The following is a 23,102-nucleotide window of genomic DNA, read 5'->3' on the forward strand; positions in this document are numbered from 1 at the left end:
GGAGGTGACGGTCATGCCACTGCTCACGGTCGAGGGCCTGCAGGTCCACTTCGGTCACGACGAGGACCAGGTCCAGGCGCTGTACGACGTGGACCTGACGATCGAACCGGGCGAGATCGTGGGTCTCGTCGGCGAGAGCGGGTCCGGCAAGACCGTCACCTCCTTGGCCCTGATGGGCCTGCTCGATCCGCGCAGCTCGCGGATCGAGGGCACGGCGGTGCTCGACGGGACGCCGCTGTGGAACGAGAAGGGCGAGCGCAAGGCCGCTCGCCGGGACGTCCCGATGGCGATGGTGTTCCAGGAGCCGATGACGGCGCTCGACCCGGTCTTCACCGTCGGGTACCAGCTCGTCGAGACGCTGCGCGTGCGCCGCGGGATGGACAAGTCGGCCGCGCGCGCGGAGTCGCTCGCGCTGCTGGACGCCGTCGGGATCTCCGACCCCAAGGCGCGCATGAAGGCCTACCCGCACGAGCTCTCCGGCGGCATGCGCCAGCGCGTCATGATCGCGATCGCGCTCGCGTGCGACCCGAAGCTGCTCATCGCGGACGAGCCGACGACCGCCGTCGACGTCACGATCCAGGCGCAGCTGCTCGACCTCATCAAGAAGCTCGCGAAGGAGCGCGGCATGGCCGTGCTGTTCGTGACCCACGACCTGGGCGTCGTGTCCGAGACGTGCGACCGGATGATCACGATGTACGCGGGCCGGATCGTCGAGCGCGGTCCCGTCGCGGAGGTCCTGGCCGCCCCCGGCCACCCCTACACCGCCGGCCTGCTGGCCGCGCTGCCGTCGCCGGAGTCGCGCGGCGGCCGGCTCGCCACGATCCCCGGCCGCGTCCCGCCTCCGGGCACCCGCGTCGAGGGCTGCGTGTTCCGTCCGCGCTGCCCGTTCGCCGCCGAGGAGTGCACGCTCCCGCAGGAGCTGCTGCCCCTGACCGACAGCCGCGAGGTGCGGTGCATCCGCTCCCGCGAGCTCACCTTCGAAGGAGTCGCCTCATGACCGCGCTGCTGTCCCTCGAGGACGTCTCGGTCCGCTTCCCGATCGGGCGCCGGCGTCACGTCACCGCCGTCGACGGCGTCAGCCTCGAGCTGCGCGAGGGCGAGACCCTCGGCCTCATCGGCGAGAGCGGCTCGGGCAAGTCGACCGTCGCGCGCGCCGCGATGGGCCTGGCGCCCATCAGCGGCGGCACCGTCCGCTGGCGCGGCGAGGACGTCTCGGGCTTCAACGCCAAGCAGCGCCGCGCGTTCTCGGAGTCCGTGCAGATGGTCTTCCAGGACCCGCACAGCGCCCTCGACCCGCGCCGCACGATCCTGCAGAGCGTCCGCGAGCCGCTCGACGTCATGGGACGCGGCGACAAGCGCGAGCGCGAGCAGGTCGCGGCGAAGGCCCTCGAGGACGTCGGCCTGCCGAGCCAGATGCTCAGCCGCTACCCGCACCAGCTCAGCGGCGGCCAGAAGCAGCGCGCGAACATCGCGCGGGCGCTCGTCACGAACCCCAAGGTCCTCGTGTGCGACGAGTCCGTCGCGGCGCTCGACGTGGCGCTGCAGGCCGAGATCCTCAACCTGCTGCAGGACCTCAAGGCCGAGTACGAGCTGACGATCCTGTTCATCAGCCACGACCTGTCCGTCGTGAGCTACCTCGCCGACCGCATCAGCGTCATGTACCTGGGCAACATCGTCGAGAACGCCACGACCGAGTCGCTCGTGAGCCAGAGCCTGCACCCGTACAGCGAGGCGCTGCTCTCGGCCCAGCCGCTCGTGCACGACTCGTCCGCCGGGCGCCGCATCGTGCTCAAGGGCGACATCCCCAGCCCCGTGGCGCCGCCGCCGGGCTGCCGCTTCAACACCCGCTGCCAGTTCGCGCAGGAGAAGTGCCGCCAGGAGAAGCCTGCGCTGCTGCCGGTCCTGCCCGGCCACTCCTCGGCGTGCATCCGCGTCGACGAGCTGTACGGCGAGCGCCTCGGAAGGACGGTCGCATCATGAGGATCGCGCGTGTCATCGGGACCTGCCTGCTCTCGGCGATCCCCACCCTCATCCTGGCGACGCTGATCGTCTTCCTGCTCCAGCGGCTCATCCCCGGCGACCCCGCCGTGGCGATCGCGGGCGACTACGCCACCCCGGAGAACCTCGCCCGCATCCGCGAGGAGCTGGGCCTCGACAAGCCGTGGTTCGTCCAGTACCTGTCGTGGATCGGCAACGCGTTCACGGGCGACCTGGGCACCTCGTTCCAGACCGGTGAGTCGATCACCGCGCTCGTGATGCAGCGCCTGCCCGTCACGCTCGTCCTGACGACCATGGCACTGCTCGTGGCCGTCGTGATCGGCCTGCCGGCCGGCGTCTGGGCCGCCCAGAAGGTCGACACGACGTTCGACCGGTTCCTCACGACCGCCGCCACCGCCGGCATCGCGATCCCGAACTTCTGGCTCGGCATGATGCTCATCATCGTGTTCGCGCTGACGCTCGGCTGGTTCCCCGGACCGGGCGGCGTGAGCTTCCAGAACGACCCGGCGCAGGCCCTGCGCGGCATGGTGCTGCCGGCCCTCGCGCTCGGCCTCGTCGGCGGCGCCGAGATCTGCCGCCAGGTCCGCAGCGCGATGGTCGAGAGCCTCTCGACGGACTACGTCCGCACGCACCGCGCCAAGGGCCTGTCGACCCGCAGCATCGTGTGGAAGCACGCGCTGAAGAACTCGAGCCTGCCGTTCGCCACGATCATCGGCCTGCAGGTCTCGCGCCTCATCGGCGGCGCGGTCGTCGTCGAGGCCGTGTTCGGCCTGTCCGGCATCGGCTCGCTCGCCGTCGAGGCCACGAACCAGCGCGACTACGGCGTGATCCAGGCGGTCGTCTTCGTCGCCGCCGTGATCGTCCTGTTGACGAACCTCATCGTCGACGTCTCGTACCGACTGCTCGATCCGAGGATCTCCTGATGTCCGCTGTCGCCACCCGTGTCCAGTCCACGACCACGCGCCGCAAGGCCGGCCGCCTCTCGGTGTGGACGAGCTACGTCATCTTGCTGGTCGTCCTGCTCGTCGTGCTGTTCGCGAACTTCATCGCCCCGTACGACCCCAACAAGCAGGACCTCGACAGCATCCTGCTGCCGATGAGCGGCCAGCACTGGCTCGGGACCGACGACCTCGGGCGCGACGTGCTGAGCCGGATGCTCCACGGCACCCGCGTCTCGGTCCTCGCCGCGCTGCTCGCCGTCGCGATCTCGGTCGCGATCGGCCTGCCGCTGGGCATCGCGGCCGGCTGGCTCGGCGGGCCCACGGACCTCCTCGTGATGCGCGTGGTCGACGCGATCATGTCGTTCCCGGCGATCGTCCTGGCCATCGGCATCACGGCCACGATGGGCCCGGACATCACGACGGCGATGATCTCGGTCGGCATCGTGATGTCGCCGGCGATCCTGCGGCTCGCCCGGGCCCAGACGATGGCGATCCGGTCCGAGACGTACATCGAGGCCGCGAAGTCCTTCGGCGCCCGCGGGCTCCGGCGCATGATGCTGCCGCACGTGCTGCCGAACATCATCCAGCCGGTGCTGGTCCAGGTGGCCGTCCTGATGGGCTTCGCGCTCATCGCGGAGGCGAGCCTGAGCTTCCTGCAGCTGGGCGTGCAGCCCCCGACGGCCTCCTGGGGCGCCGTGCTCTCGCGGTCCTACACGTTCCTCGACCAGGCGCCGATGCAGATCTTCATCCCCGGCGTCGCGATCGCCGCCACGGTGTTCTCCTTCAACATCATCGGCGACGAGATCCAGCGATTCCTCGACCCGAAGCGGAAGTGACGCCATGACCACCGTGTTCGTCGCCAACCGGGCCGAGATCGCGGCCCGCGTCCTGCGCACCGTGCGCGAGCTCGGCCACCAGGGCGCCGTCGCGCACCCGGCCGTCGACGCCGACCTGCCCTACGTCGCCGCGGCGGACGTCGCGGTGGGCCTCGACGGCCCGCGCGACTTCGCGAGCGTCGAGGCGATGGTGGCCGCGGCGCGGACGGCCGGCGCCGACCTCGTCCACCCCGGCTACGGCTTCCTCTCCGAGAACGCCGCGTTCGCGCGGGCCGTCGAGGCCGCCGGCATGACGTTCGTCGGCCCGTCCGCGGACGTCATCGAGCTCATGGGGGACAAGGCCAGCGCCCGGGCCGCCGCCGTGCGCGCGGGCCTGTCCGTCGCCGCGGGGTCGGACGGCGCCGTCGACTCCCTCGAGGCCGCGCGGGACGCCGCCGAGCGCGCCGGCTACCCCGTCATGCTGAAGGCGGTCGCCGGTGGCGGCGGCATCGGCATGGCCGTCGTGCGCGACGCGGACGGCCTCGAGCAGGCCTTCACGTCCGTGACGGGACGCGCCGCGTCCGTCTTCGGCGACGCGCGGGTCATCGTCGAGCGCTTCATCGAGCGCTCGCGCCACATCGAGGTCCAGGTCATGGGGCTGCCGGACGGCCGCGCCATCGCCCTGTCCGAGCGCGACTGCTCCGTGCAGCGCCGGCACCAGAAGGTCGTGGAGGAGAGCCCGTCCCCCGCGCTCGACGCGACCGCCCGGGCCGACCTGCTCGCGCGTGCCGCCGCGCTGACGGAGGCCGTCGGCTATCGCGGCGCCGGCACGATCGAGTTCATCCACGACCTCGACTCCGGCGAGTCGTACTTCCTGGAGATGAACACGCGCCTGCAGGTCGAGCACCCGGTCACCGAGCTCGTGCACGGCGTCGACCTCGTGGCGTGGCAGCTCGCGATCGCCCTCGGCGACGCGACCGTCCCGGACTTCCGCGTCGAGCCGAGCGGGCACGCGGTCGAGCTGCGCCTCTACGCCGAGGACTCCGAGCGGTTCCTGCCGCGTCCGGGCGTCATCACCGCGTGGCGGATGCCCGAGGGCGAGGGGATCCGGGTCGACGCGGGCTACGCCGACGGCACCACGGTGACGCCGTTCTTCGATCCGCTGCTGGCCAAGATCGTCGCCCACGCGGCGACGCGCGACGAGGCCATCGTCCGGGCCCGCGAGGCCGTCGCCTCGACCGTCGTGGAGGGACCGGGCTGCAACCTGGCGTTCCTCGCGCGCGTGCTGGAGGAGCCCGAGTTCGTCGACGGCACGCACGACACCGGCATCGTGGAGCGGATGCGCGCCACGGCGGTCCGCTAGCGGCGGACGGACAGCACGCGGAAGCCCTTGCTGCTGGCCACGCGCTCGGTGGGGAAGCCCTGCTCGTCGAGCCAGCGCTGCAGCGTGTCCGCGCCGAGGTTCCTGCCCACGACGAGGCGCGCCTCGCCGCCCGGGCGCAGCCGCGGCAGCCACGTCAGGAGCAGCTCGTGCAGCGCCTCCTTGCCGATGCGGATCGGCGGGTTCGACCAGATCGCGTCGAACCGCAGGTCCTCCGGGACGTCCTGCGGCAGCACCGCGTGCACGTCGAGGCCGGCCGCGTTGCGAGCGGTGAGCTCGAGCGCCCGCTCGTTGACGTCCACCGCCCAGACGGTGCTGCCCGCCTCGGCGAGCGAGCACGCGATCGGTCCCCAGCCGCAGCCGAGGTCCAGCACGACCGAGCCCGCCGGGGGAGGGGTGCTCTCGGCCAGCAGGATCGCCGTCGCCTTGTCGAGGCGGTCGCCCGAGAAGACGCCCGTGGACGTCTCGTAGGAGCGCGTTCGGTCCCACACCGTGACCGAGAGCGTGCGCCGCTCGTCGCTCGTCGTGGGGGCCGCGTCGAAGTAGTGGCTCACTCGTCCTCGCCGTTCTCGACCAGCCACGCCTCGCGGACCGTCGGGGTGGCCATCAGCAGCCACGCCTCGGTGAGCAGCTCGCGCAGCTCGTCCGGCTCGGCCTCGTCGGGCCGCACCAGCACGGCGGACAGGTCGGCCTTCCGGAAGTGCTCGATGTAGTAGTAGGGGGTGCCGGGGTCCTCGGTGAGGGCCTCGAGCTCGCTGCGGTCGACCTTGACGGCGACCGATCCGGGCGAGTCGTCACGATCTCGCCACCACGCGACCAGGCGCCCGCCCGTCTTCACGCCGGGCATGCCCCACGACAGGCTCGCCTCGGTGTCGGGGAACTGGAGCAGGAACGCCTCGATCTCCTCCCAGGTCATGGGGCAACCGTACGCCCCCGATCGCGGACGGTGGTCTCGATGCGCCGCTCGTTCCTCGCGAGCTACTCGACCACCGGCGGCGGATGCGAGCGGTGGTCTCGATGCGCCGCTCGTTCCTCGCGAGCTACTCGACCACCGGCGGCGGCAGGCGGTCGAGGAAGGCGGCCTGGGCCGCGACGATCGCCTCGGCGGCCTCGTCGAGGCCGAACCACGCGACGCGGTCGATCTCGGGGAAGGCCTGCATCGTGCCGGAGTTCGGCGGCCACTCGAGGTCGAACGTGCCGGGCACGACGGACTCGGGGTCGAGGTCGGCCTCGACGGCCCACACGAGGACGTCCTTCCTCGACTGGCGCACCGATCCCAGGTCGAGCCACGGGCCGTCGGGAACGGGCACGCCCAGCTCCTCGAGGAACTCGCGGGCGGCGGCGTCCTCGGGGGACTCGCCCTCCTCGACGACGCCTTTCGGGATCGACCAGGCGCGCTCGTGGCGGCGCGCCCAGAAGGGCCCGCCGAGGTGGCCCAGCAGGACCTCGCGGCGACCGTCGCGGACGCGGTGCAGCAGCAGGCCCGCGCTGAGGAGGCGGGCCATCACTCGTCCCGGCGGCGGCGCGCCTGCTCGACCCGGGCGGCGAGCTGGTCGTCGGCGGGGTAGACGACCTCCTCCAGCACGAGGCCGTGGGCGGGCATGACCTTCACGCGCGGGTCGCGCACCTGCGCCCCGAGGATCTCGGCGGCGAACTCGGGCTTCTCGCGACGCTCGCCGACGGCCACGAGGCAGCCCATGAGCGAGCGGACCATCGAGTGGCAGAACGCGTCGGCCCGGACGGTCGTGGCGATCGTCTCGCCGCCGCGGACGGTGCGCAGGGTGAGCAGGTCGCGGATCGTCGTGGCGCCCTCGCGCTGCTTGCAGAACGCGGCGAAGTCGTGCTCGCCGAGCAGGTGCTGCGCGGCCTCGTTCATGAGCTCGACGTCGAGCGGGCGCGGCATCGCGGCGACCATGCGCCGCTGCATCGGGTCGGGGCCGGCGGGGTGGTCGGTCATCCGGTAGACGTACCGGCGCTCGATCGCGGCGAACCGGGCGTCGAAGTGCTCGGGCGCCTCGGTGACCCGCATGACGCGGATGTCCGCGGGAACGATCCGGCGCAGGCGCCGCTCGAGCACGCCGGGGTGGCTGTCGACGTCGACGTGGGCGACCTGGCCACGGGCGTGCACGCCGGCGTCCGTGCGGCCGGCGCACGTGACGCGCGGCGGCTCGGGCAGGCGCAGGATCGTGCCGAGCGCCGTCTCCAGCTCGCCCTGCACCGTGCGGAGGCCGGGTTGGCTCGCCCAGCCCCGGAAGTCGGTTCCGTCGTAGGCCAGGTCGATCCGCATGCGCACGGGACCACGGTACTGGCCGCGTCGTCGCTCCCGGGAGGCGGAACGGGCGGATCGACCTACCGTGGAGGGATGAGGTCTCGGGTGGCGATGACGGTGACCATGGTGCTGGCGGCCCTGCTGCTGCCGGTGCCCTCCGGCGTGGCGGCCTCGTCGGGGTTCACGCGAATCCTGCTGACGTCGACCGCGACGCCGGCCACGTCGCAGTACGTCTCGTGGAGCCGGTCCCGCGCGGCCTCCGGGCAGCGTGTCGTGACGGTCGCGCCGGACGGGACCGTGCGCACCTCGCCCGCGGTGCGCAAGACCGGCACGACGAAGCGCACGGCCGGGAGCACGCAGTACCGGTACGTCGCACGGGTGTCCGGCCTGACTCCCTCGACGCGGTACCGGTACCGGATCGTGAGCGGGTCGACGGTCTCGTCGTGGCGCACGTTCCGGACCGCCCCGCGCGCCGGCGAGCCGTTCACCCTGCTGTCCTTCGGCGACACGCAGGTCGACAACGCCGGCGTGCCCGAGAGCACGATCGACCGGGCCGTGAAGCGGTACCCGTCGGGTGAGCTGATGCTGCAGGCCGGCGACGTCGTCAACAAGCCCTGGGTCGGCCGCGAGTGGGCCGACCTGCACCGCGCGCTCACGCCCTCGGGGCAGTCGCGCAGCTGGATCTCCTCGATCGGCAACCACGAGCAGTGCAAGGTCCCGGGGCCGTGCCGCTCGGGGAGCGCACGCGGCTTCCGCTCGTACTTCCAGGGCGCGAGCAACGGCTTCGACGGTCAGCGGCGGACCTGGTTCCGGGTGGACCACGGGCCCGCGCGCATCATCGTGCTGGACTCGTTCGGCTCCGACCTGAAGCGCCAGCGGGCGTTCCTCATCGACTCGCTGCGGACCAACCGGCGCGCGTGGTCCATCGTGCTCATGCACCGAGGCCCGTTCGCGGCGCGCGGCGACCGTGACAACGCCGAGATCCGGCGCTGGTTCCTCGGTCCGCTGGAGAAGTACGGCGCGGACCTGGTCCTGTCCGGTCACGACCACTCGTACGCGCGGGCCACGAAGGCCGGCGTCACGTACGTGACCTCGGTGAGCGGTCCCAAGTACTACGACACCTCCGCCAAGGACTTCCGCGAGAACGGTGCGCGGCGGGTGAAGTGGGCCGAGCGGACCTCGACCTTCCAGGCACTGAGGATCACGCCGACCACCCTGCGCCTGCGCGCCGTCGTGAGCCACCGCGCGAAGGGGGCGAAGCCCGCGACCGCGGTCGGCCGGACCCTCGACCTGTTCACGCTGCGGCGCTGAGCCCGCTCAGGTCCCGGCGGCGCGGACGCCACGGATCCCGGCGAGCACCTCGTCGGTGTGCTCGCCGATCGCCGGGACCCGCAGCCGGCGCTCGCTGCTGCTCAGGCCGACCGAGGTCATCGGGCCGGGTGCCGCGACGGGCCGCCCCGTCGGGGAGGTGACGCGGACGACGCTGTCGTCACCGCGCTCGTCGAGTCGCCGGACGGCCTCGGCCAGCTCGCGCACGGGGCCGGCGGGGATCGACAGCCGCGCCATGCGCGCGAGGATGTCGTCGTTCGTGCGCGTGCGGCACCACGCGGCGACGAACTCGTCGACCTCGTCGCGGGCGACCAGCACGGCGTCCTCGTAGGACAGCGACCCGGCCCAGTCGTCGCGGCCGATCTCGCGGCAGAAGGCCGCCCACTTCGGGTCGCCGACGGGGGCGAGGTGGACGAAGCCGTCCATCGTCCGGAACGTGTTGCCGATCGAGACCGGCGCACGGTTGCCCTCGCGCCGGTAGGGCCGACCCTCAAGGGACTCGTGGACGTCGTGCGCGAGCAGTCGCATGTAGGTCGAGAGCATGTCGACGTCGACGAGCTGCGCCTGCGGGTCGGCCTCGCGGACGCGCAGCGCCATGAGGATCGACATCGTCGCGCGGTAGGCCGTCAGGTGGTCGGCGACGAACGTGCCCACCAGGGTGGGGTCGCCGTCGGGCAGTCCCGTGATGTCCGGGATGCCGCTCATGCACTGGATGATGGCGTCGAACGCCAGCAGCGAGCGGTCCGCGCTCGCGGACCCGAAGCCCGTGATGTGCACCATGATGATCGACGGGTTGACCGCCTTGAGGGTCTCGAAGCCCCAGCCCAGGCGGTCGGGGACCTCGGCGCTGTAGTTGGTCAGCACGACGTCGGCGTCCTCGACGAGCCGCAGGAACAGGGCCAGCCCCTCGGCGTCCTTGAGGTCGAGCACGACGCTGCGCTTGCCGCGGTTCTGCGCCGCGAAGTAGACGCTGTCCTCGCCGTCCACCGGCAGCGCCATGCGCGCGAGCTCGCCGCCCGGCGGCTCGACCTTGATGACGTCCGCACCGTGGTCGGCGAGGATCTGGCCGGTGTGCGGGCCCGCGATCGCGTGCGTCAGCTCCAGCACGCGGACGCCGTCGAGTGCGGCGGTCATCGCGGACCCATGGAGGAGGCCAGCTTCTCCAGCCCGACCTTGGACACCTTGCCCGTCGGCGCGAGCGGCATCTCGTCGATGACCTCGATGCGGGGGATCTTGTAGGGCGCCATGTGGTCCCGGCACCAGGTCAGCAGGTCCTCGGCCGTCACCTCGCCGCGGGCGCCCTGCTCGAGCTGGACGAACGCGACGGGCGCCTGCCCCCTGCGCGGGTCCGCGACGCCGATGACGCCGCACGCGGCGATCGCCGGGTGCCGGCTGAACAGGTGCTCCAGCTCCGATGGGAAGACGCTCATGCCGTTGACCTTGAGCATCTCCTTCGTGCGCCCGAGGTAGTGCAGGGCGCCGGTCTCGTCGATCGTGCCGATGTCGCCCGTGTGCAGCCAGCCGTCGCGCAGCGTCTCGGCCGTCGCCTCGGGCCGGCGGTGGTAGCCGCGCATCATGCTGGGGGAGCGGACGATGATCTGGCCCTCCTCGCTGACGGGGACCAGCTCGCCGGTCGTGAAGTCGACGATCGCGACGTCCGTGCCGGGCATCGGCAGTCCCGTGAAGCCGGGCCGGCCGCGCAGGTCGGCGTCGTCGCCCTGCAGGCCGAGGGTGAACGTGTCGAGCGTGTGGTCCTCGGTCATGCCGTACGAGCTCTCGCGCAGGATGCCGGGCGCGCCGGTCTCGCGGGCCCAGCGCTCGCGGATCTCGACCGTCAGCTTCGTGACGAACGACATCGTGACCGGGGAGCGCAACGACGCGAGCGACAGGCCGGAGTCCTTCGCCACGTCCAGCAGCTCGAGGTAGTTGTCGACGGTGCCGGCCATCGCCGTCACCGCGTGCTCGTCGATGGAGCGCAGCACCGCCTCGGCGTCCCAGCGGTAGTGCAGGACGCACGTCCCGCCGTTGACGAGGGAGACGAGGAACGCGTCCTCGCCGGCGATCCAGAACACGGGGACGAAGACGAGGCTGACCGCGTCCGCGCCGCCGCCGAACCCCAGCTGACCGCCGGTCAGGGCGGTGTAGAGCATGTCGGCCTGCGTGTGCTCACAGCCCTTCGGCATGCCGGTCGTGCCGCCGGTGTAGTTGAGGGCGGCGAGCGCGTGCGGGTCGTCGGGGTCGCGGGGGACGGGCAGGTCGTCGCGCTCGAGGACCGACATGAACCGCGTCGTGTCCTGCGCGACCGGCACGTCGGCGGCCATGCCGCGGGGCAGGTCGCCGCCCTCGGGCAGGAAGTCGGTGTTCGCCGAGGCGATGATCTCGGTCACCGCGGTCCCCTCGCAGCCGGCGCGGAACTCGGGCGCGACCTCGTCGAGGATGAACGCGAACGTCGCCTCCGAGTCGAGCAGCTCGTAGTTGATCTCCTCGCGTCGGAACATCGGGTTGACCGGGACGTGCACGCCACCGGCCTTGAGGATCGCGAAGAACGCGATGATGAACTGCGGGCAGTTGGGCATCATCACCGCGGCCCGGTCGCCGGGGACGAAGCCGCGGTGCGCCAGGTAGGCGGCGACGCGGTCGCTCAGCCGGTCGAGCTCGGCGTAGGTGAGCGTCCGGCCGTGGTGGACGATCGCGGCATGGTCCGGCCGCTGCGCGGCCCACGAGCGCACGTAGTGGGTGACCGTCGACTCGCCGAAGGGGTAGTCGATCGTCGGCTCGCCGACGTCCGGCCAGGCCTCCCGGCGGCGCCGGGCCAGGTCGGCCAGGTACTCGTCGATCTCGCGGTGGAACCTCTCCGACATCGTCACGGGCGTGCACCTCTCGTCGTGCTCCGGGCGTGCGGCACCACCCCTCGGGGCAGCGGCGTACGCCTGAACCTGAAACAAGGTTCAACGCGACACTATGACGTGCGTCACGTGTGGTCAACCATGCGGCGGGAAACTCCGAGTGACCGATTTCGACTGGAAGGACAGGAAGAACGGGATGTGCCGGGAACGCCAGTCAATTTTGAGGTCATCTTCAATTTGGGCCTTGTCAGGTGAAGAGACCCTCTCTATCGTCGGCGCCACCATTGGGGTTGAGAGGACTGGCTGATGAAGATCACGTCACGTGTGGGAGTGGCGGTGGCCGCGGCGATGCTCGTCGTGGTCGGCGCCTGCGGCACCGGAGGATCGGGCGGGGGAGGCGGCGGTACGCTGCGCGTCGCGACCCAGGCCGACATCTCGTCGATGGACCCGATCCGCGGCAACTCCGGGTCCGACCACCAGATGCTCTACCCGCTCTACGACACGCTCGTCTCGTTCGACCAGGACCTGCAGCCCGAGCCCGGGCTCGCGGAGTCGTGGGAGTTCGCCAATCCCCGCCAGCTCGTGCTGAAGCTCCGCGAGGGCGTGAAGTTCCACGACGGCGAGCCGCTCGACGCCGAGGCCGTCAAGTACAACCTCGAGCGCGCCGCGGGCGAGGGCTCGAACATCGCCGCGGACGTCGAGTCGATCGAGTCCGTCGAGGCCGTCGACGACCTGACGGTGCGGCTGAACCTCAAGCAGCCGAACTCCGCGCTCGTGATGACGCTGGCCGATCGCGCCGGGATGATGGTCTCGCCCAAGGCCGCCGAGGCGGCCGGCGGTGACCTCAGCACGAAGCCCGTGGGCGCCGGCGGCTGGAAGTTCGTCGAGTGGAAGCGCGGCGACTCCATGACGTACGAGAAGTTCGACGACTACTGGGACAAGGACGCCGAGCGCGTCGACAAGGTCGTCATCAAGGTCATGCTGGAGCCCAAGACGCGCGCCACGTCGCTGCGGTCGGGCCAGCAGGACATCGCGTGGGACATCGTCCCGGCGGACGCGGAGTCCATCAAGAAGAACGACAAGCTCACGCTGCACGAGCAGCCGCGCATGTGGACCTGGATGATCTACACCAACCGGGCGTCCGAGGAGCTCGGCGACCCGCGCGTCCGCCGTGCCCTGAGCCTGGCGATGGACCGCGACCAGCTGCTCGAGAGCGCGTACTTCGGCATGGGCACCAAGCCGCGCGGCTTCCTGCCCGACGGCTACTGGGCCGAGCCGTCCGACAAGGTCCAGCTGGACTACGACGTCGCCGAGGCCAAGCGGCTCATCGCCGAGGCCGGTGCCGAGGGCCTGAGCTTCGACATGCTCCTCTACGCCGACGCCACCTCGACCCGCGTGGGCGAGATCCTCAAGGACCAGTGGGCGCAGATCGGCGTCGACGTGAAGCTGGTCCCGCGCGAGGTCAACCAGGCCAACAACGACTACTTCAACGACAAGAAGACGCCCGCGTTCTTCGCGGCGTGGACCGGCCGGCCGGACCCGGCGCTGACGTACCGGCTGATGTTCACGAAGCAGGCGTACTTCAACACCTCGGGCCAGTCGACCCCGGGCATCGACGCGGCGCTCGCCGAGGACGCCGCCGCCACGACGCCCGAGGCGCGCAAGGCCGCCCTCGACAAGGCATCCGAGGCGGTCTACGCCGACATGCCGATCATCCCGATCGTCTTCCAGCACTCGCTCACGGGCCTGGGTGAGAAGGTCGAGGGCTTCGAGAGCAACGTGCTCGGCAAGCCCAAGCTCATCGGGGTGACGCTGAAGGACTGACGGCCGCCGAGGTCCCCGCGGGCGAATCGCGCCCGCGGGGGCCTCGGGACTCCTACGATGGGCGCGACCACGTCGCCCGGCCCGGGAGTCCCCGTGAAGAAGCTGTTCCTCGTCCTGGTCGCCGCCGGCCTCGTGGCCACGCTCGGCGCCCCCGCCCAGGCGGCTCCGGCGAAGCGGAAGGTCTCGGTCTCGGTCACCGACCGGTCCATCACCGTGGGCGAGGCGATCCGGGTCTTCGGCCGCGTCTCGCCCGCGACGAGCGGCAAGGTCCTGGTCCAGCGCCGCCAGGGCAAGGGCTGGCAGACGCGTGTCAAGGTCTCCGTCTCCGCCGGCCGGTTCTCGTGGATCACGAAGCCGCGGTCCACGACCCGCTATCGCGTCGTCGTCCCGCGCAGCGGCCGCCACGCGGCGTCCGCCTCGCGGACCGTGACGGTGAGGGTGACCGAGCCGCGCGCCCGCGACCTCACGAACGCGAAGCTGCGCAACGCCCGGGTCCCGTCCCTGTGCGGGCACCCGGCCGGGCGGCTGAGGAACGGCACGCTGCCCGGCATCGCGCCGGGCCGCGGCGAGGTGACGTACGTGAAGGCCGCCTTCGGCGAGATCGACGCCCGCGGGGGCCGCGACGCCGCGGCGGTCGTCCGGTGCAACCAGGGCGGCGTCGGCTGGCCGGACCAGGTCGTGGTTTACACCGCTGACGCGCAGGGCCGGCCGGTCGTGCGAGGCCGGTTCGACAGCGCCTCGGTGGTGCGATTCGGCCGGGAGACGGTCCGCAACATCACGCTCACCGGCCGCACGGCACGCGTGAACATCCACGCGGGCGAGTCGTACGAGTGCATGGCGTGCGGCACCGTCTCGGCGTGGGCGGACCTGCGTCTCGTGCGTGGCAAGGTCGCGGTCCGCTCCACGGGGCGACACGGGGCGCGCGAGGCGCTCGCCGCGTTCCTCGCCGCCGCCAGCCGCGGCGACCGTGCGGCGGCGCTGCGCCTGTCCGAGCGGTCGGAGCACTACGAGCACCCGGCCGACGTGGCCATCCGCGAGGCGCGCGAGGGTGGCGCGCTCACCCCGGCGCGCGTGTACGGACCGGCACCGCTGGCGGCGTGCGACCAGTCGTTCTCGACCGGCGGCACGCGGGACTGCCGCGCGAGCAACGCCGCGCACGACTTCGCGCTCGTGCTGGGCTACCGGGGCTGGCGCGACTGGCGCGTCACCTGGATGATCCGCGACTGAGGCCGACTTTCGGAACGGGTTCCACCTCGTCCACGCTGGGAACTGGGGAACGCGTTCCGAAAGTCGACACCGGCAGGGGCAGCGGGCAGCGGGGATCGAGCAACGGCCCCGGAACGGCGAAGGCCGCGAGCCCCTCCCGGGACTCGCGGCCTTCCGCGTGACTGGTGTCAGCTCACTTCCAGCGCTCGCTCGCGGGCACGAAGTCGAGCGTGCGGTCGCCGGTGTAGATCTGCTTGGGACGCGCGATCTTCTGCTCCGGGTCGTCGACGAGCTCGAGCCACTGGGCCAGCCAGCCCGACGTGCGCGGGATCGCGAACAGGACCGTGAACATCTCCGGCGGGAACTGCAGCGCCTCGTAGATCAGGCCCGAGTAGAAGTCCACGTTCGGGTAGAGCTTGCGCTGGACGAAGTACTCGTCCTCGAGCGCGATCTTCTCCAGCTCCTGGGCGACCTCGAGCAGCGGGTTGACACCCGTGACCTCGAAGACGTCGTCGCAGGCCTTCTTGATGATCTTGGCGCGCGGGTCGTAGTTCTTGTAGACGCGGTGGCCGAAGCCCATGAGGCGCTCTTCGCCGTTCTTGACGCCCTCGATGAACGCCGGGACGTTCTCCTTCGTCTTGATGCGCTTGAGCATCTTCAGGACGGCCTCGTTGGCGCCGCCGTGCAGCGGGCCGTAGAGGGCCGCGATGCCGGCGCTGACGGCCGAGTACGGGTCGACCTGGCTGGAGCCCACCGAGCGCACCGCGTTGGTCGAGCAGTTCTGCTCGTGGTCGGCGTGCAGGATGAACAGGACCTCGAGGGCCTTGGCCAGGCGCGGGTCCGGGTCGTACTTCGGCTCGCTCATGCGGAACAGCATCGAGAGGAAGTTCTCGGTGTACGACAGGTCGTTGTCGGGGTAGATGTACGGCTTGCCCTGCGCGTGGCGGAACGACCAGGCGCCGAGGGTCGGCATCTTGGCGATCATGCGCACGATCTGCTCGTGGCGGATCTGCGGGTCCTTGATGTTGCGGGCCTCAGGGTAGAACGTCGACAGCGCGCCGACGCTCGACAGCAGCATGCCCATGGGGTGCGCGTCGTAGCGGAAGCCCTGCATGAGGCTCTTGAGGTTCTCGTGCACGAACGTGTGGAACGTGATCTCGTGCACCCACTTCTCGTGCTGCTCCTGCGTGGGCAGCTCGCCGTGGATGAGCAGGTAGGCGACCTCGAGGTAGGTGGAGGACTCCGCCAGCTGCTCGATGGGGTAGCCGCGGTACTCGAGGATGCCCTTGTCGCCGTCGATGTAGGTGACGGAGCTGCGGGTCGAGGCGGTGTTCGTGAAGCCCGGGTCGTAGACCGCCAGGCCGGGGTCGTCCGCGGTCTTGCCGATCTTGCCCAGGTCGGAGGCGCGGATCGCCCCGTCGGCGATCTCGACCTCGTACTCTTCTCCCGAGCGATTGTCGCGGATGGTCAGCGTCTGCTTGTCGGTCACGATTGGGTCTCCTGTGACGTCATGGAGTAGGGGCCGCGGGGGTGTACGGCGACTCCAACCTAGTGCGCCGCTCAGGCCCACGCGAGACCAGGGTCACGTTCACGACACCCGTTTTGACCGGGACTGGGCCATGTGGGTAACCTTGAGAGTCGTTGTGTTCCGTCGCGCACCGACTGCGCCGCGACACGACACATGGTTCCGATTTCACCGAATTCGATTTGCAGCAAGAAGGTCACGCCGTGCGTACGTACAGCCCGAAGCCTGCTGACATCACCCGTCAGTGGCACGTCATCGATGCCGAGGACGTCGTCCTCGGCCGTCTCTCCGTCACCGCGGCGACCCTCCTGCGCGGCAAGCACAAGCCGACGTACGCGCCCCACGTGGACGGCGGTGACTTCGTCATCATCGTGAACGCGGACAAGGTCGCCCTGTCGGGCAACAAGCGCACGGACAAGAACGTCTACCGCCACAGTGGCTACCCCGGTGGCCTCAAGCAGATCGCCTACGGCGACCTGCTGGAGAAGGACGCCCGCAAGGCGATCGAGAAGTCGGTCCGCGGCATGCTGCCGAAGAACCGTCTCGGCCGTCAGCTCATCACCAAGCTGAAGGTCTACGCCGGCCCGGATCACCCGCACGCCGCCCAGAAGCCCCAGCCGTTCGAGATCACGCAGATCTCCCAGTAAGCGAGAAGAGCAGGTTCATCGTGGCTGAGACCACCACCGAAGACGTCGAGTACACCACCAACGCCGAGGGCGTCGCCTACACGTCGGAGTCCTCCGGCGCGAGCGCCGCCGGCGAGATCACCTCGATCATCGCCCCCGGCTCCGCGACCGGCCGCCGCAAGGAGGCCATCGCCCGTGTCCGCCTCGTGCCGGGCACCGGCACGTGGACCGTGAACGGCAAGCCGCTCGAGGAGTACCTGCCGAACAAGCTGCACCAGCAGATCGCCAAGGAGGCCCTCGCGGCCACCGGTCTGCTCGAGTCCTTCGACGTGATCGCTCGCGTCACGGGCGGCGGCATGACCGGCCAGGCCGGCGCGCTGCGCCTGGGCGTCGCTCGCGCCCTGAACGCGATCGACCTCGAGGCCAACCGCCCGACCCTCAAGAAGGCCGGACTGCTGACCCGCGACGCGCGGATCAAGGAGCGCAAGAAGGCCGGCCTCAAGAAGGCCCGCAAGGCTCCGCAGTACAGCAAGCGCTGATCCTCACCCTCGCATGGGTCGGATCTTCGGTACCGACGGCGTTCGTGGCCTGGCCAACCGGGACCTGACCGCCGAGCTGGCTGTCGACATCTCCGTCGCCGCCGCCCACGTGCTGGGCGAGGCGGGGGCGTTCGCCGACCAGCGACCCACTGCAGTCGTCGCCCGCGACACCCGCGCCTCCGGGGAGTTCCTGGAGGCCGCGGTGGTCGCGGGTTTGGCGTCTGCTGGGGTCGACGTGCACCGCCTCGGCGTCGTCCCGACGCCCGGCGCGGCGTACCTCACGGCGTTCCTCGAGGCCGACATGGGCGTCATGATCTCCGCGAGCCACAACCCGATGCCCGACAACGGCATCAAGTTCCTGGCGCGCGGCGGCGTGAAGCTCGACGACGAGATCGAGGACGCGATCGAGCAGCGGCTCGAGGAGCCGTGGGACCGCCCGACGGGCTCCGACGTGGGCCGCGTCGGCGACAGCCACGCCGGCCTCGGCGCGTACGTGCGCCACCTGCTCGACACGCTGCCCAGCCGCCTCGACGGCCTGACGGTCGTGCTCGACTGCGCCAACGGCGCCGCGCACGAGGCCGCCCCCGACGCGTTCGAGCGCGCGGGCGCCACCGTCATCTCGATCCACGCCGATCCCGACGGACTCAACATCAACCGGGACTGCGGATCGACGCACCTGGACGACCTGCGCCGCGTGGTGGTCGAGAAGGGCGCCGACGTGGGCTTCGCCTTCGACGGCGACGCCGACCGGTGCCTCGCGGTCGACCAGCACGGCGAGGTCGTCGACGGCGACCAGATCCTGGCGATCCTGGCCCTGCGCGGCCAGCGCGAGGGCACGCTCGCCAACGACACCGTCGTCGCCACGGTCATGAGCAACGTCGGCTTCACGCGCGCGATGGAGGCCGCCGGGATCACCGTCCTGCGCACGGCCGTCGGCGACCGCTACGTGCTCGAGGCGATGCGCGAAGGCGGCCACACGCTCGGCGGCGAGCAGTCCGGCCACGTCATCATGAGCCGCCACGCCACCACCGGCGACGGCACGCTGACCGCCCTGCAGCTCGCGGCCGAGCTGGCCGAGTCGGGCAAGACGATGTCCGAGCTCGCGGCCGTCATGCAGCGGCTGCCGCAGGTGCTCGTCAACGTGGGCGGCGTCGACCGCTCCGCCGCCGCGACCAACGAGGTCGTGCAGGCCGCCGTGGCCCAGGCCGAGGCCAAGCTCGGCGACGCGGGCCGCGTCCTGCTGCGTCCCTCCGGCACCGAGCCGCTCGTGCGGGTCATGGTCGAGGCGCCGACGGCCGACCTGGCGCAGGAGATCGCCGACCGGCTCGCCGACGTGGTCCGCGCCGAGCTCGCCCTCTGACCCGCTGAGTTGCACGTTCGGCCGCCGACACGCCGTGTCCGGGTGGCCGAACGTGCAACTCAGCGAGGACGTCAGGTGCGCGGCGATGACAGACTGCGGGCATGAGCGTCACGATCGAGGTGCTGGACCCGACCGACCACGGTGCGTACACCGAGTTCTACGAGGTCTACGCCCGCGCCAACGACCGGCCCTACGACCAGCCCTGGTCCGCCGAGGAGCTGCTCGTGTCGCTGGTCGGCGACGAGTACCGCCGCCAGGACGCGCTCGTCGCCCGTGAGGGCGAGACCGTCGTCGGCGTGGCGCTGGCCGAGCTGCCCGAGCGCGACAATGTCGACACGGCCTTCGCGGAGGTGTGGGTGCCGGCCGAGCTGCGGCGCCGCGGCCACGGCACCGCCCTGCTGGAGCGGCTCGAGCAGCGGATCGCCGAGGACGGCCGGACGCAGGTCCTCACCGAGACGCTGCGCGGGGTCGGCGACGAGACCTCGTCCGGTCGCGAGTTCATGCTGGCGCGCGGCTACCGCCCCGACACCATGAACGTCCAGCGGGAGCTCGCGCTGCCCTGGACGCCGCAGGAGGTCGCCCTGCGCGACGGCTACACGCTGCGCGCCTGGCGCGGCCTGCCGCCGGGGGACTGGCTCGACCAGTACGCCCACCTGCGCGCGCTGCTCAACCAGGAGGCGCCGTCGGGCGAGACCCAGCTCGAGAACGAGTACTGGGACGCCGACCGGTTGCGCCTTGAGGTCGACCAGTGGAAGCGCCAGCGCCGCGTCGCGCAGGTGGTCGTGGCCGTTGCGCCGGACGGGACGCTCGCGGGGCACACGCAGCTGCTGTTCCCGGCGGCGTCCCCCGAGGTCTACCAGTGGGACACGCTCGTCCTGCCCGAGCACCGCGGTCACGGCCTGGGCCTCGCGCTCAAGCAGCAGGCGATGGGCGAGGCCGCCGACCTGCTCGAGGGCCGGGCGCGCATCGTGACGTGGAACGACGCCCAGAACGACCACATGATCGCCGTCAACGAGTCCCTCGGGTACCGCGCCACCGCGTACGCCGACCAGTGGGTCAAGCACCTCGGGTGACGCGCCTTCCCGCCGTCCGCCGGTGAGCCGTCGTCCGAGGCGGACGGCGATTCGGTGAGAAGTCCCGCGCCGCGGCGCCGCGGACCCTAGGGTCGCGGCATGGACGATGAGAGGTCGCCTCGCTGGTTCCCGGCGCTCGGCTCGGTCCCCGCCCGGTGGTGTGTGGGCGTCGGCTCGTTGCTCGCCGTCGCCGTGCTCGCCGGGGGAGCGGTCCCCCGAGCCCTCCGACCTGCGGCTGCAGCTCGTCGGACTGTCGAGCGGGGCGCTGGTGGTGCTCGCGGTCGCGGTCGCGTGGGGACGGACGCTCCTCGTGTGGGTCGGCGTCCCGATGCTGCTGCCGGCCCTCGTGGGCGCCGTCGCGCTGCTCGCGCCGCCCGACGAGGGCATCGTGCTGCCGTTCCTGCTCACGACGCCGACCGGCTGCGGGTGGGCGGTCTTCGCGTTCGCGGCGTGGAACCGGATCGGCTGGACGCCCGCGCCCACCGGAAGCGGTGAGCCGTCGGCGACGTGAGGGTGTCGGCGGGCCTCAGAGCTTGCGCAGGCGGACCCACTGGACGGAGTGGTCCGAGGACTTGCGCAGCACGAGGTCGGCGCGCCCGCGCGTCGTGGCGACGTTCTCGCGTAGGTTGGGCCAGTTGATCGTGTCCCACAGCTCCTCGGCGCGGGCGACGGCCTCGGCGTCGGTGAACGTGCTGTAGCGGTGGAAGTACGAGGCCGGGTCGGCGAACGCGGTCTCGCGCAGGCGCAGGAAGCGCGAGATGTACCAGCGGCGGATGTCGCGGCTGTTGGCGTCGACGTAGATCGAGAAGTCGAAGAAGTCGCTGATCGCCAAGCCGGGGGAGCCGTCGCCGCGCAGCCGCGGCGGTGCGAGCACGTTGAGGCCCTCGACGATGAGGATGTCGGGCCGCTTGAGCGACACGGTCTCGTCGGTGCGGTCGTACGTGAGGTGGTCGTAGACGGGGGCCTCGATGACCTCGGCGCCGCTCTTGGCCTGCATGACGAAGCGCAGCAGCCCCTTGCGGTCGTACGACTCCGGGAAGCCCTTGCGGTGCATGATGCCGCGGCGCTCGAGCTCGGCGTTGGGCAGCAGGAAGCCGTCCGTCGTGACGAGCGCGACGTTCGCGTGGTCGTCGTGCTCGGCCAGCAGGTCGCGCAGCAGGCGTGCGGTCGTCGACTTGCCGACGGCGACCGAGCCGGCCAGGCCGATGATGAACGGCACCCGGTCGGGCTGCGGGTCGCCCAGGAAGCGCTCGGTCGCCCGGTACAGCGCCTCGGCCAGCCGCACGCGCAGGCTGATCAGCTGCGCCAGCGGCAGGTAGACCTGCTGCACCTCGTCGAGGTCGAGCTCCTCACCGAGGCCGCGTACCCGCTCGATCTCCTCGCCGGACATCGGCTGGGTGGCGTCGCGCGCGAGCTCGGCCCAGGCGGCGCGTTCCAGCTCCACGTAGGGGGAGGGGTCCCGTGACATACGCACCATTGTCACCAGCGCGTCCGGCCACCGCGCAGTCGGTACCCTGAAGCCTATGTGCGGAATCGTCGGATACGTGGGCCATCGTCAGGCGCTCGATGTCGTCATGGGTGGTCTGCGGCGCCTGGAGTACCGGGGCTACGACTCCACGGGCGTCGGCGTCGTCGACGGCGATCGGATCGCCTGGGCCAAGAAGGCCGGCAAGCTGGCCAACCTCGATCCCGAGCTCGCGGCGTCGCCGCTGCCGGCGTCCACGACCGGCATCGGGCACACCCGCTGGGCCACGCACGGCGGCCCCACGGACGCCAACGCGCACCCGCACGTGGCCCCCGACGAGCGCGTCGCGGTGGTCCACAACGGCATCATCGAGAACTTCATGGTGCTGCGCGAGGAGCTCGAGGCCGCCGGCTACGAGTTCTCCTCCGAGACCGACACCGAGGTCGTCGTCCACCTGCTGCACCGCGAGCTGCAGACCCAGACCGACCTCTCCGAGGCCGTGCGCGCCGTGTGCCGCCGCCTCGAGGGCGCCTTCACGCTGGTGTTCGCCGACGCGCTGAACCCCGGCGTCGTCGTGGGCGCGCGCCGCAACTCCCCGCTCGTGGTGGGCCGCGGCGACGGCGAGAACTTCCTCGGCTCCGACGTCGCCGCGTTCATCGACTACACGCCGCGCGCGATCGAGCTCGGCCAGGACCAGGTCGTCACGATCACCCCCGACTCGATCGAGATCACCGACTTCCACGGCGGCCCCGCCGAGACCACCGAGTACACGGTCGACTGGGACGTCACCGCCGCCGAGAAGGGCGGCTACCGCTGGTACATGGCCAAGGAGATCGACGAGCAGCCCAAGGCCGTCGCCGACACGCTGCTGGGCAAGACCAGCCTCGACGGCCGCCTGCAGCTCGACGAGATGCGCCTGTCCGACGACGAGCTGCGCGAGATCGACAAGATCATCATCATCGCGTGCGGCACGGCGTCGTACGCCGGGCTCGTCGCCAAGTACGCGATCGAGCACTGGACCCGCGTGCCCTGCGAGGTCGAGCTGGCGTCGGAGTTCCGCTACCGTGACCCGATCATCGACCGCTCCACGCTGGTCGTGGCGATCAGCCAGTCCGGCGAGACGATGGACACGCTCATGGCGATCCGGTACGCCCGCCAGCAGCGCGCCCGCGTCCTGTCGATCTGCAACACCAACGGCTCCACCATCCCGCGCGAGTCCGACGCCGTGATCTACACGCACGCCGGCCCCGAGGTCGCGGTCGCGTCGACCAAGGGCTTCCTGTCGCAGGTCGTGGCCTGCTACCTGCTCGGCCTCTACCTGGCTCAGGTGAAGGGCACCAAGTACGGCGACGAGATCGGCCAGATCCTCGACGAGCTGCACAGGATCCCCGAGGGCGTCCAGCGGATGCTCGACGACCGCGAGCAGGTCCGCAAGCTCGCGGCCCAGCTGGTCGACAAGACCTCGTTCCTGTTCCTGGGCCGCCACGTCGGCTACCCGGTGGCGCTCGAGGGCGCGCTCAAGCTCAAGGAGCTGGCGTACATCCACGCCGAGGGCTTCGCGGCCGGCGAGCTCAAGCACGGGCCCATCGCGCTCGTCGAGGACGGCCTGCCGATGTTCGTGGTCGTGCCGCCCCGGGCGCGCGACCAGCTGCAGGAGAAGATCGTCAGCAACATCCAGGAGGTCCGCGCCCGCGGCGCGTACACGATCGTCCTGGTCGAGGACGGCGACGACTCCGTCCTGCCGTTCGCCGACGAGGTGATCCGCCTGCCCAAGGTGCCGACCCTGCTGCAGCCGCTCGTGGCCACGGTGCCGCTGCAGATCTTCGCGTGCGAGCTCGCCGAGCTGCTCGGCCACGACGTCGACCAGCCGCGCAACCTGGCCAAGTCCGTCACGGTCGAGTGACG

At 71.3% G+C, this 23,102-nt stretch carries 22 protein-coding genes; 14 read left to right on the forward strand and 8 right to left on the reverse strand.

Translation table 11 applies throughout. The features are described from left to right. The first annotated feature begins 13 nt into the window (after positions 1 to 13). Genes AB3M81_RS02465 through AB3M81_RS02485 form a run of 5 tightly spaced genes read left to right on the forward strand, consistent with a single transcriptional unit; the run spans position 14 to position 5,117 of the window. Positions 14 to 997, forward strand: a complete 984-nt coding sequence (locus tag AB3M81_RS02465) for an ABC transporter ATP-binding protein (RefSeq protein WP_412902317.1) — start codon at positions 14 to 16, stop codon at positions 995 to 997. Beyond that, a complete protein-coding gene (locus AB3M81_RS02470) occupies positions 994 to 1,980 on the forward strand; it encodes an ABC transporter ATP-binding protein (RefSeq protein ID WP_412902318.1) in 987 nt (328 codons plus the stop codon). The genes AB3M81_RS02465 and AB3M81_RS02470 overlap by 4 nt, the downstream gene beginning before the upstream one ends. Continuing rightward, entirely contained in the window at positions 1,977 to 2,921 is a 945-nt protein-coding gene (locus AB3M81_RS02475) for an ABC transporter permease (RefSeq protein WP_412902319.1), read from the forward strand. Before AB3M81_RS02470 ends, AB3M81_RS02475 begins: the two co-directional genes overlap by 4 nt. Continuing rightward, positions 2,921 to 3,775, forward strand: a complete 855-nt coding sequence (locus AB3M81_RS02480; RefSeq protein WP_412902320.1) for an ABC transporter permease — start codon at positions 2,921 to 2,923, stop codon at positions 3,773 to 3,775. The genes AB3M81_RS02475 and AB3M81_RS02480 overlap by 1 nt, the downstream gene beginning before the upstream one ends. A 4-nt stretch (positions 3,776 to 3,779) precedes the next feature. Then, the gene (locus tag AB3M81_RS02485) at positions 3,780 to 5,117 is read left to right on the forward strand and encodes an ATP-binding protein (protein WP_412902321.1); all 1,338 of its coding nucleotides are present in this window, start codon (positions 3,780 to 3,782) and stop codon (positions 5,115 to 5,117) included. Here AB3M81_RS02485 and AB3M81_RS02490 read toward each other — a convergent pair. From AB3M81_RS02490 to truA, 4 genes are all read right to left on the reverse strand, one after another. After that, positions 5,114 to 5,689, reverse strand: coding sequence for a class I SAM-dependent methyltransferase (locus tag AB3M81_RS02490; protein ID WP_412902322.1), 576 nt, complete (start codon positions 5,687 to 5,689; stop codon positions 5,114 to 5,116). The two genes, AB3M81_RS02485 and AB3M81_RS02490, sit on opposite strands and share 4 nt — an antisense overlap. Next, positions 5,686 to 6,051, reverse strand: coding sequence for an MmcQ/YjbR family DNA-binding protein (locus tag AB3M81_RS02495; RefSeq protein ID WP_412902323.1), 366 nt, complete (start codon positions 6,049 to 6,051; stop codon positions 5,686 to 5,688). The genes AB3M81_RS02490 and AB3M81_RS02495 overlap by 4 nt, the downstream gene beginning before the upstream one ends. 124 nt (positions 6,052 to 6,175) lie before the next feature. Continuing rightward, positions 6,176 to 6,640 carry an NUDIX hydrolase gene (locus tag AB3M81_RS02500; RefSeq protein WP_412902324.1) on the reverse strand — a complete coding sequence of 155 codons (465 nt, stop codon included), beginning with the start codon at positions 6,638 to 6,640 and terminating at the stop codon, positions 6,176 to 6,178. Continuing rightward, positions 6,640 to 7,428 (reverse strand): tRNA pseudouridine(38-40) synthase TruA, encoded by a 789-nt coding sequence (gene truA / locus AB3M81_RS02505; protein ID WP_412902325.1) that lies wholly within the window; start codon positions 7,426 to 7,428, stop codon positions 6,640 to 6,642. Before truA ends, AB3M81_RS02500 begins: the two co-directional genes overlap by 1 nt. 69 nt (positions 7,429 to 7,497) lie before the next feature. On the opposite strand from truA, the gene AB3M81_RS02510 reads away from it, so the two are divergent. After that, the gene (locus AB3M81_RS02510; RefSeq protein WP_412902326.1) at positions 7,498 to 8,715 is read left to right on the forward strand and encodes a purple acid phosphatase family protein; all 1,218 of its coding nucleotides are present in this window, start codon (positions 7,498 to 7,500) and stop codon (positions 8,713 to 8,715) included. 6 nt (positions 8,716 to 8,721) lie between these two features. Here the strand turns inward: AB3M81_RS02510 and AB3M81_RS02515 are convergent, their stop codons facing one another. Both AB3M81_RS02515 and AB3M81_RS02520 read right to left on the reverse strand, forming a co-directional pair. Continuing rightward, on the reverse strand, positions 8,722 to 9,867 hold the full coding sequence (locus AB3M81_RS02515; RefSeq protein ID WP_412902327.1) for a CaiB/BaiF CoA transferase family protein: 1,146 nt from the start codon (positions 9,865 to 9,867) through the stop codon (positions 8,722 to 8,724). After that, positions 9,864 to 11,594 carry an AMP-binding protein gene (locus AB3M81_RS02520; RefSeq protein WP_412902558.1) on the reverse strand — a complete coding sequence of 577 codons (1,731 nt, stop codon included), beginning with the start codon at positions 11,592 to 11,594 and terminating at the stop codon, positions 9,864 to 9,866. Before AB3M81_RS02520 ends, AB3M81_RS02515 begins: the two co-directional genes overlap by 4 nt. Before the next feature lie 291 nt (positions 11,595 to 11,885). On the opposite strand from AB3M81_RS02520, the gene AB3M81_RS02525 reads away from it, so the two are divergent. After that, on the forward strand, positions 11,886 to 13,403 hold the full coding sequence (locus AB3M81_RS02525; protein WP_412902328.1) for an ABC transporter substrate-binding protein: 1,518 nt from the start codon (positions 11,886 to 11,888) through the stop codon (positions 13,401 to 13,403). 93 nt (positions 13,404 to 13,496) lie between these two features. Further along, on the forward strand, positions 13,497 to 14,630 hold the full coding sequence (locus AB3M81_RS02530; protein ID WP_412902329.1) for a hypothetical protein: 1,134 nt from the start codon (positions 13,497 to 13,499) through the stop codon (positions 14,628 to 14,630). Between the two features lie 172 nt (positions 14,631 to 14,802). Here AB3M81_RS02530 and AB3M81_RS02535 read toward each other — a convergent pair whose 3' ends face one another. After that, complete coding sequence (locus tag AB3M81_RS02535; RefSeq protein ID WP_412902330.1) at positions 14,803 to 16,098, reverse strand: citrate synthase; 1,296 nt, start codon at positions 16,096 to 16,098, stop codon at positions 14,803 to 14,805. Positions 16,099 to 16,337: 239 nt separating this feature from the next. On the opposite strand from AB3M81_RS02535, the gene rplM reads away from it, so the two are divergent. The 5 genes from rplM (at position 16,338) to AB3M81_RS02560 (ending at position 20,243) form a co-directional block, all read left to right on the forward strand. Continuing rightward, complete coding sequence (gene rplM / locus AB3M81_RS02540) at positions 16,338 to 16,781, forward strand: 50S ribosomal protein L13 (protein WP_412902331.1); 444 nt, start codon at positions 16,338 to 16,340, stop codon at positions 16,779 to 16,781. A gap of 20 nt (positions 16,782 to 16,801) precedes the next feature. Then, entirely contained in the window at positions 16,802 to 17,299 is a 498-nt protein-coding gene (gene rpsI / locus AB3M81_RS02545) for a 30S ribosomal protein S9 (RefSeq protein WP_412902332.1), read from the forward strand. Between the two features lie 13 nt (positions 17,300 to 17,312). Further along, positions 17,313 to 18,659 (forward strand): phosphoglucosamine mutase, encoded by a 1,347-nt coding sequence (gene glmM, locus AB3M81_RS02550; RefSeq protein WP_412902333.1) that lies wholly within the window; start codon positions 17,313 to 17,315, stop codon positions 18,657 to 18,659. 101 nt (positions 18,660 to 18,760) lie between these two features. After that, a complete protein-coding gene (locus tag AB3M81_RS02555) occupies positions 18,761 to 19,732 on the forward strand; it encodes a GNAT family N-acetyltransferase (RefSeq protein WP_412902334.1) in 972 nt (323 codons plus the stop codon). 106 nt (positions 19,733 to 19,838) lie between these two features. Beyond that, a complete protein-coding gene (locus AB3M81_RS02560; RefSeq protein WP_412902335.1) occupies positions 19,839 to 20,243 on the forward strand; it encodes a hypothetical protein in 405 nt (134 codons plus the stop codon). A 15-nt stretch (positions 20,244 to 20,258) separates the two neighbouring features. Here AB3M81_RS02560 and coaA read toward each other — a convergent pair whose 3' ends face one another. Continuing rightward, a complete protein-coding gene (gene coaA / locus AB3M81_RS02565; RefSeq protein ID WP_412902559.1) occupies positions 20,259 to 21,209 on the reverse strand; it encodes a type I pantothenate kinase in 951 nt (316 codons plus the stop codon). 46 nt (positions 21,210 to 21,255) lie between these two features. On the opposite strand from coaA, the gene glmS reads away from it, so the two are divergent. Continuing rightward, positions 21,256 to 23,100 carry a glutamine--fructose-6-phosphate transaminase (isomerizing) gene (gene glmS, locus AB3M81_RS02570; RefSeq protein ID WP_412902336.1) on the forward strand — a complete coding sequence of 615 codons (1,845 nt, stop codon included), beginning with the start codon at positions 21,256 to 21,258 and terminating at the stop codon, positions 23,098 to 23,100. The last annotated feature ends 2 nt before the right edge of the window (positions 23,101 to 23,102 follow it).

Origin of the sequence: Aeromicrobium jepli, assembly GCF_047246605.1 — a bacterium.
Taxonomy (GTDB): Bacteria; Actinomycetota; Actinomycetes; order Propionibacteriales; family Nocardioidaceae; genus Aeromicrobium.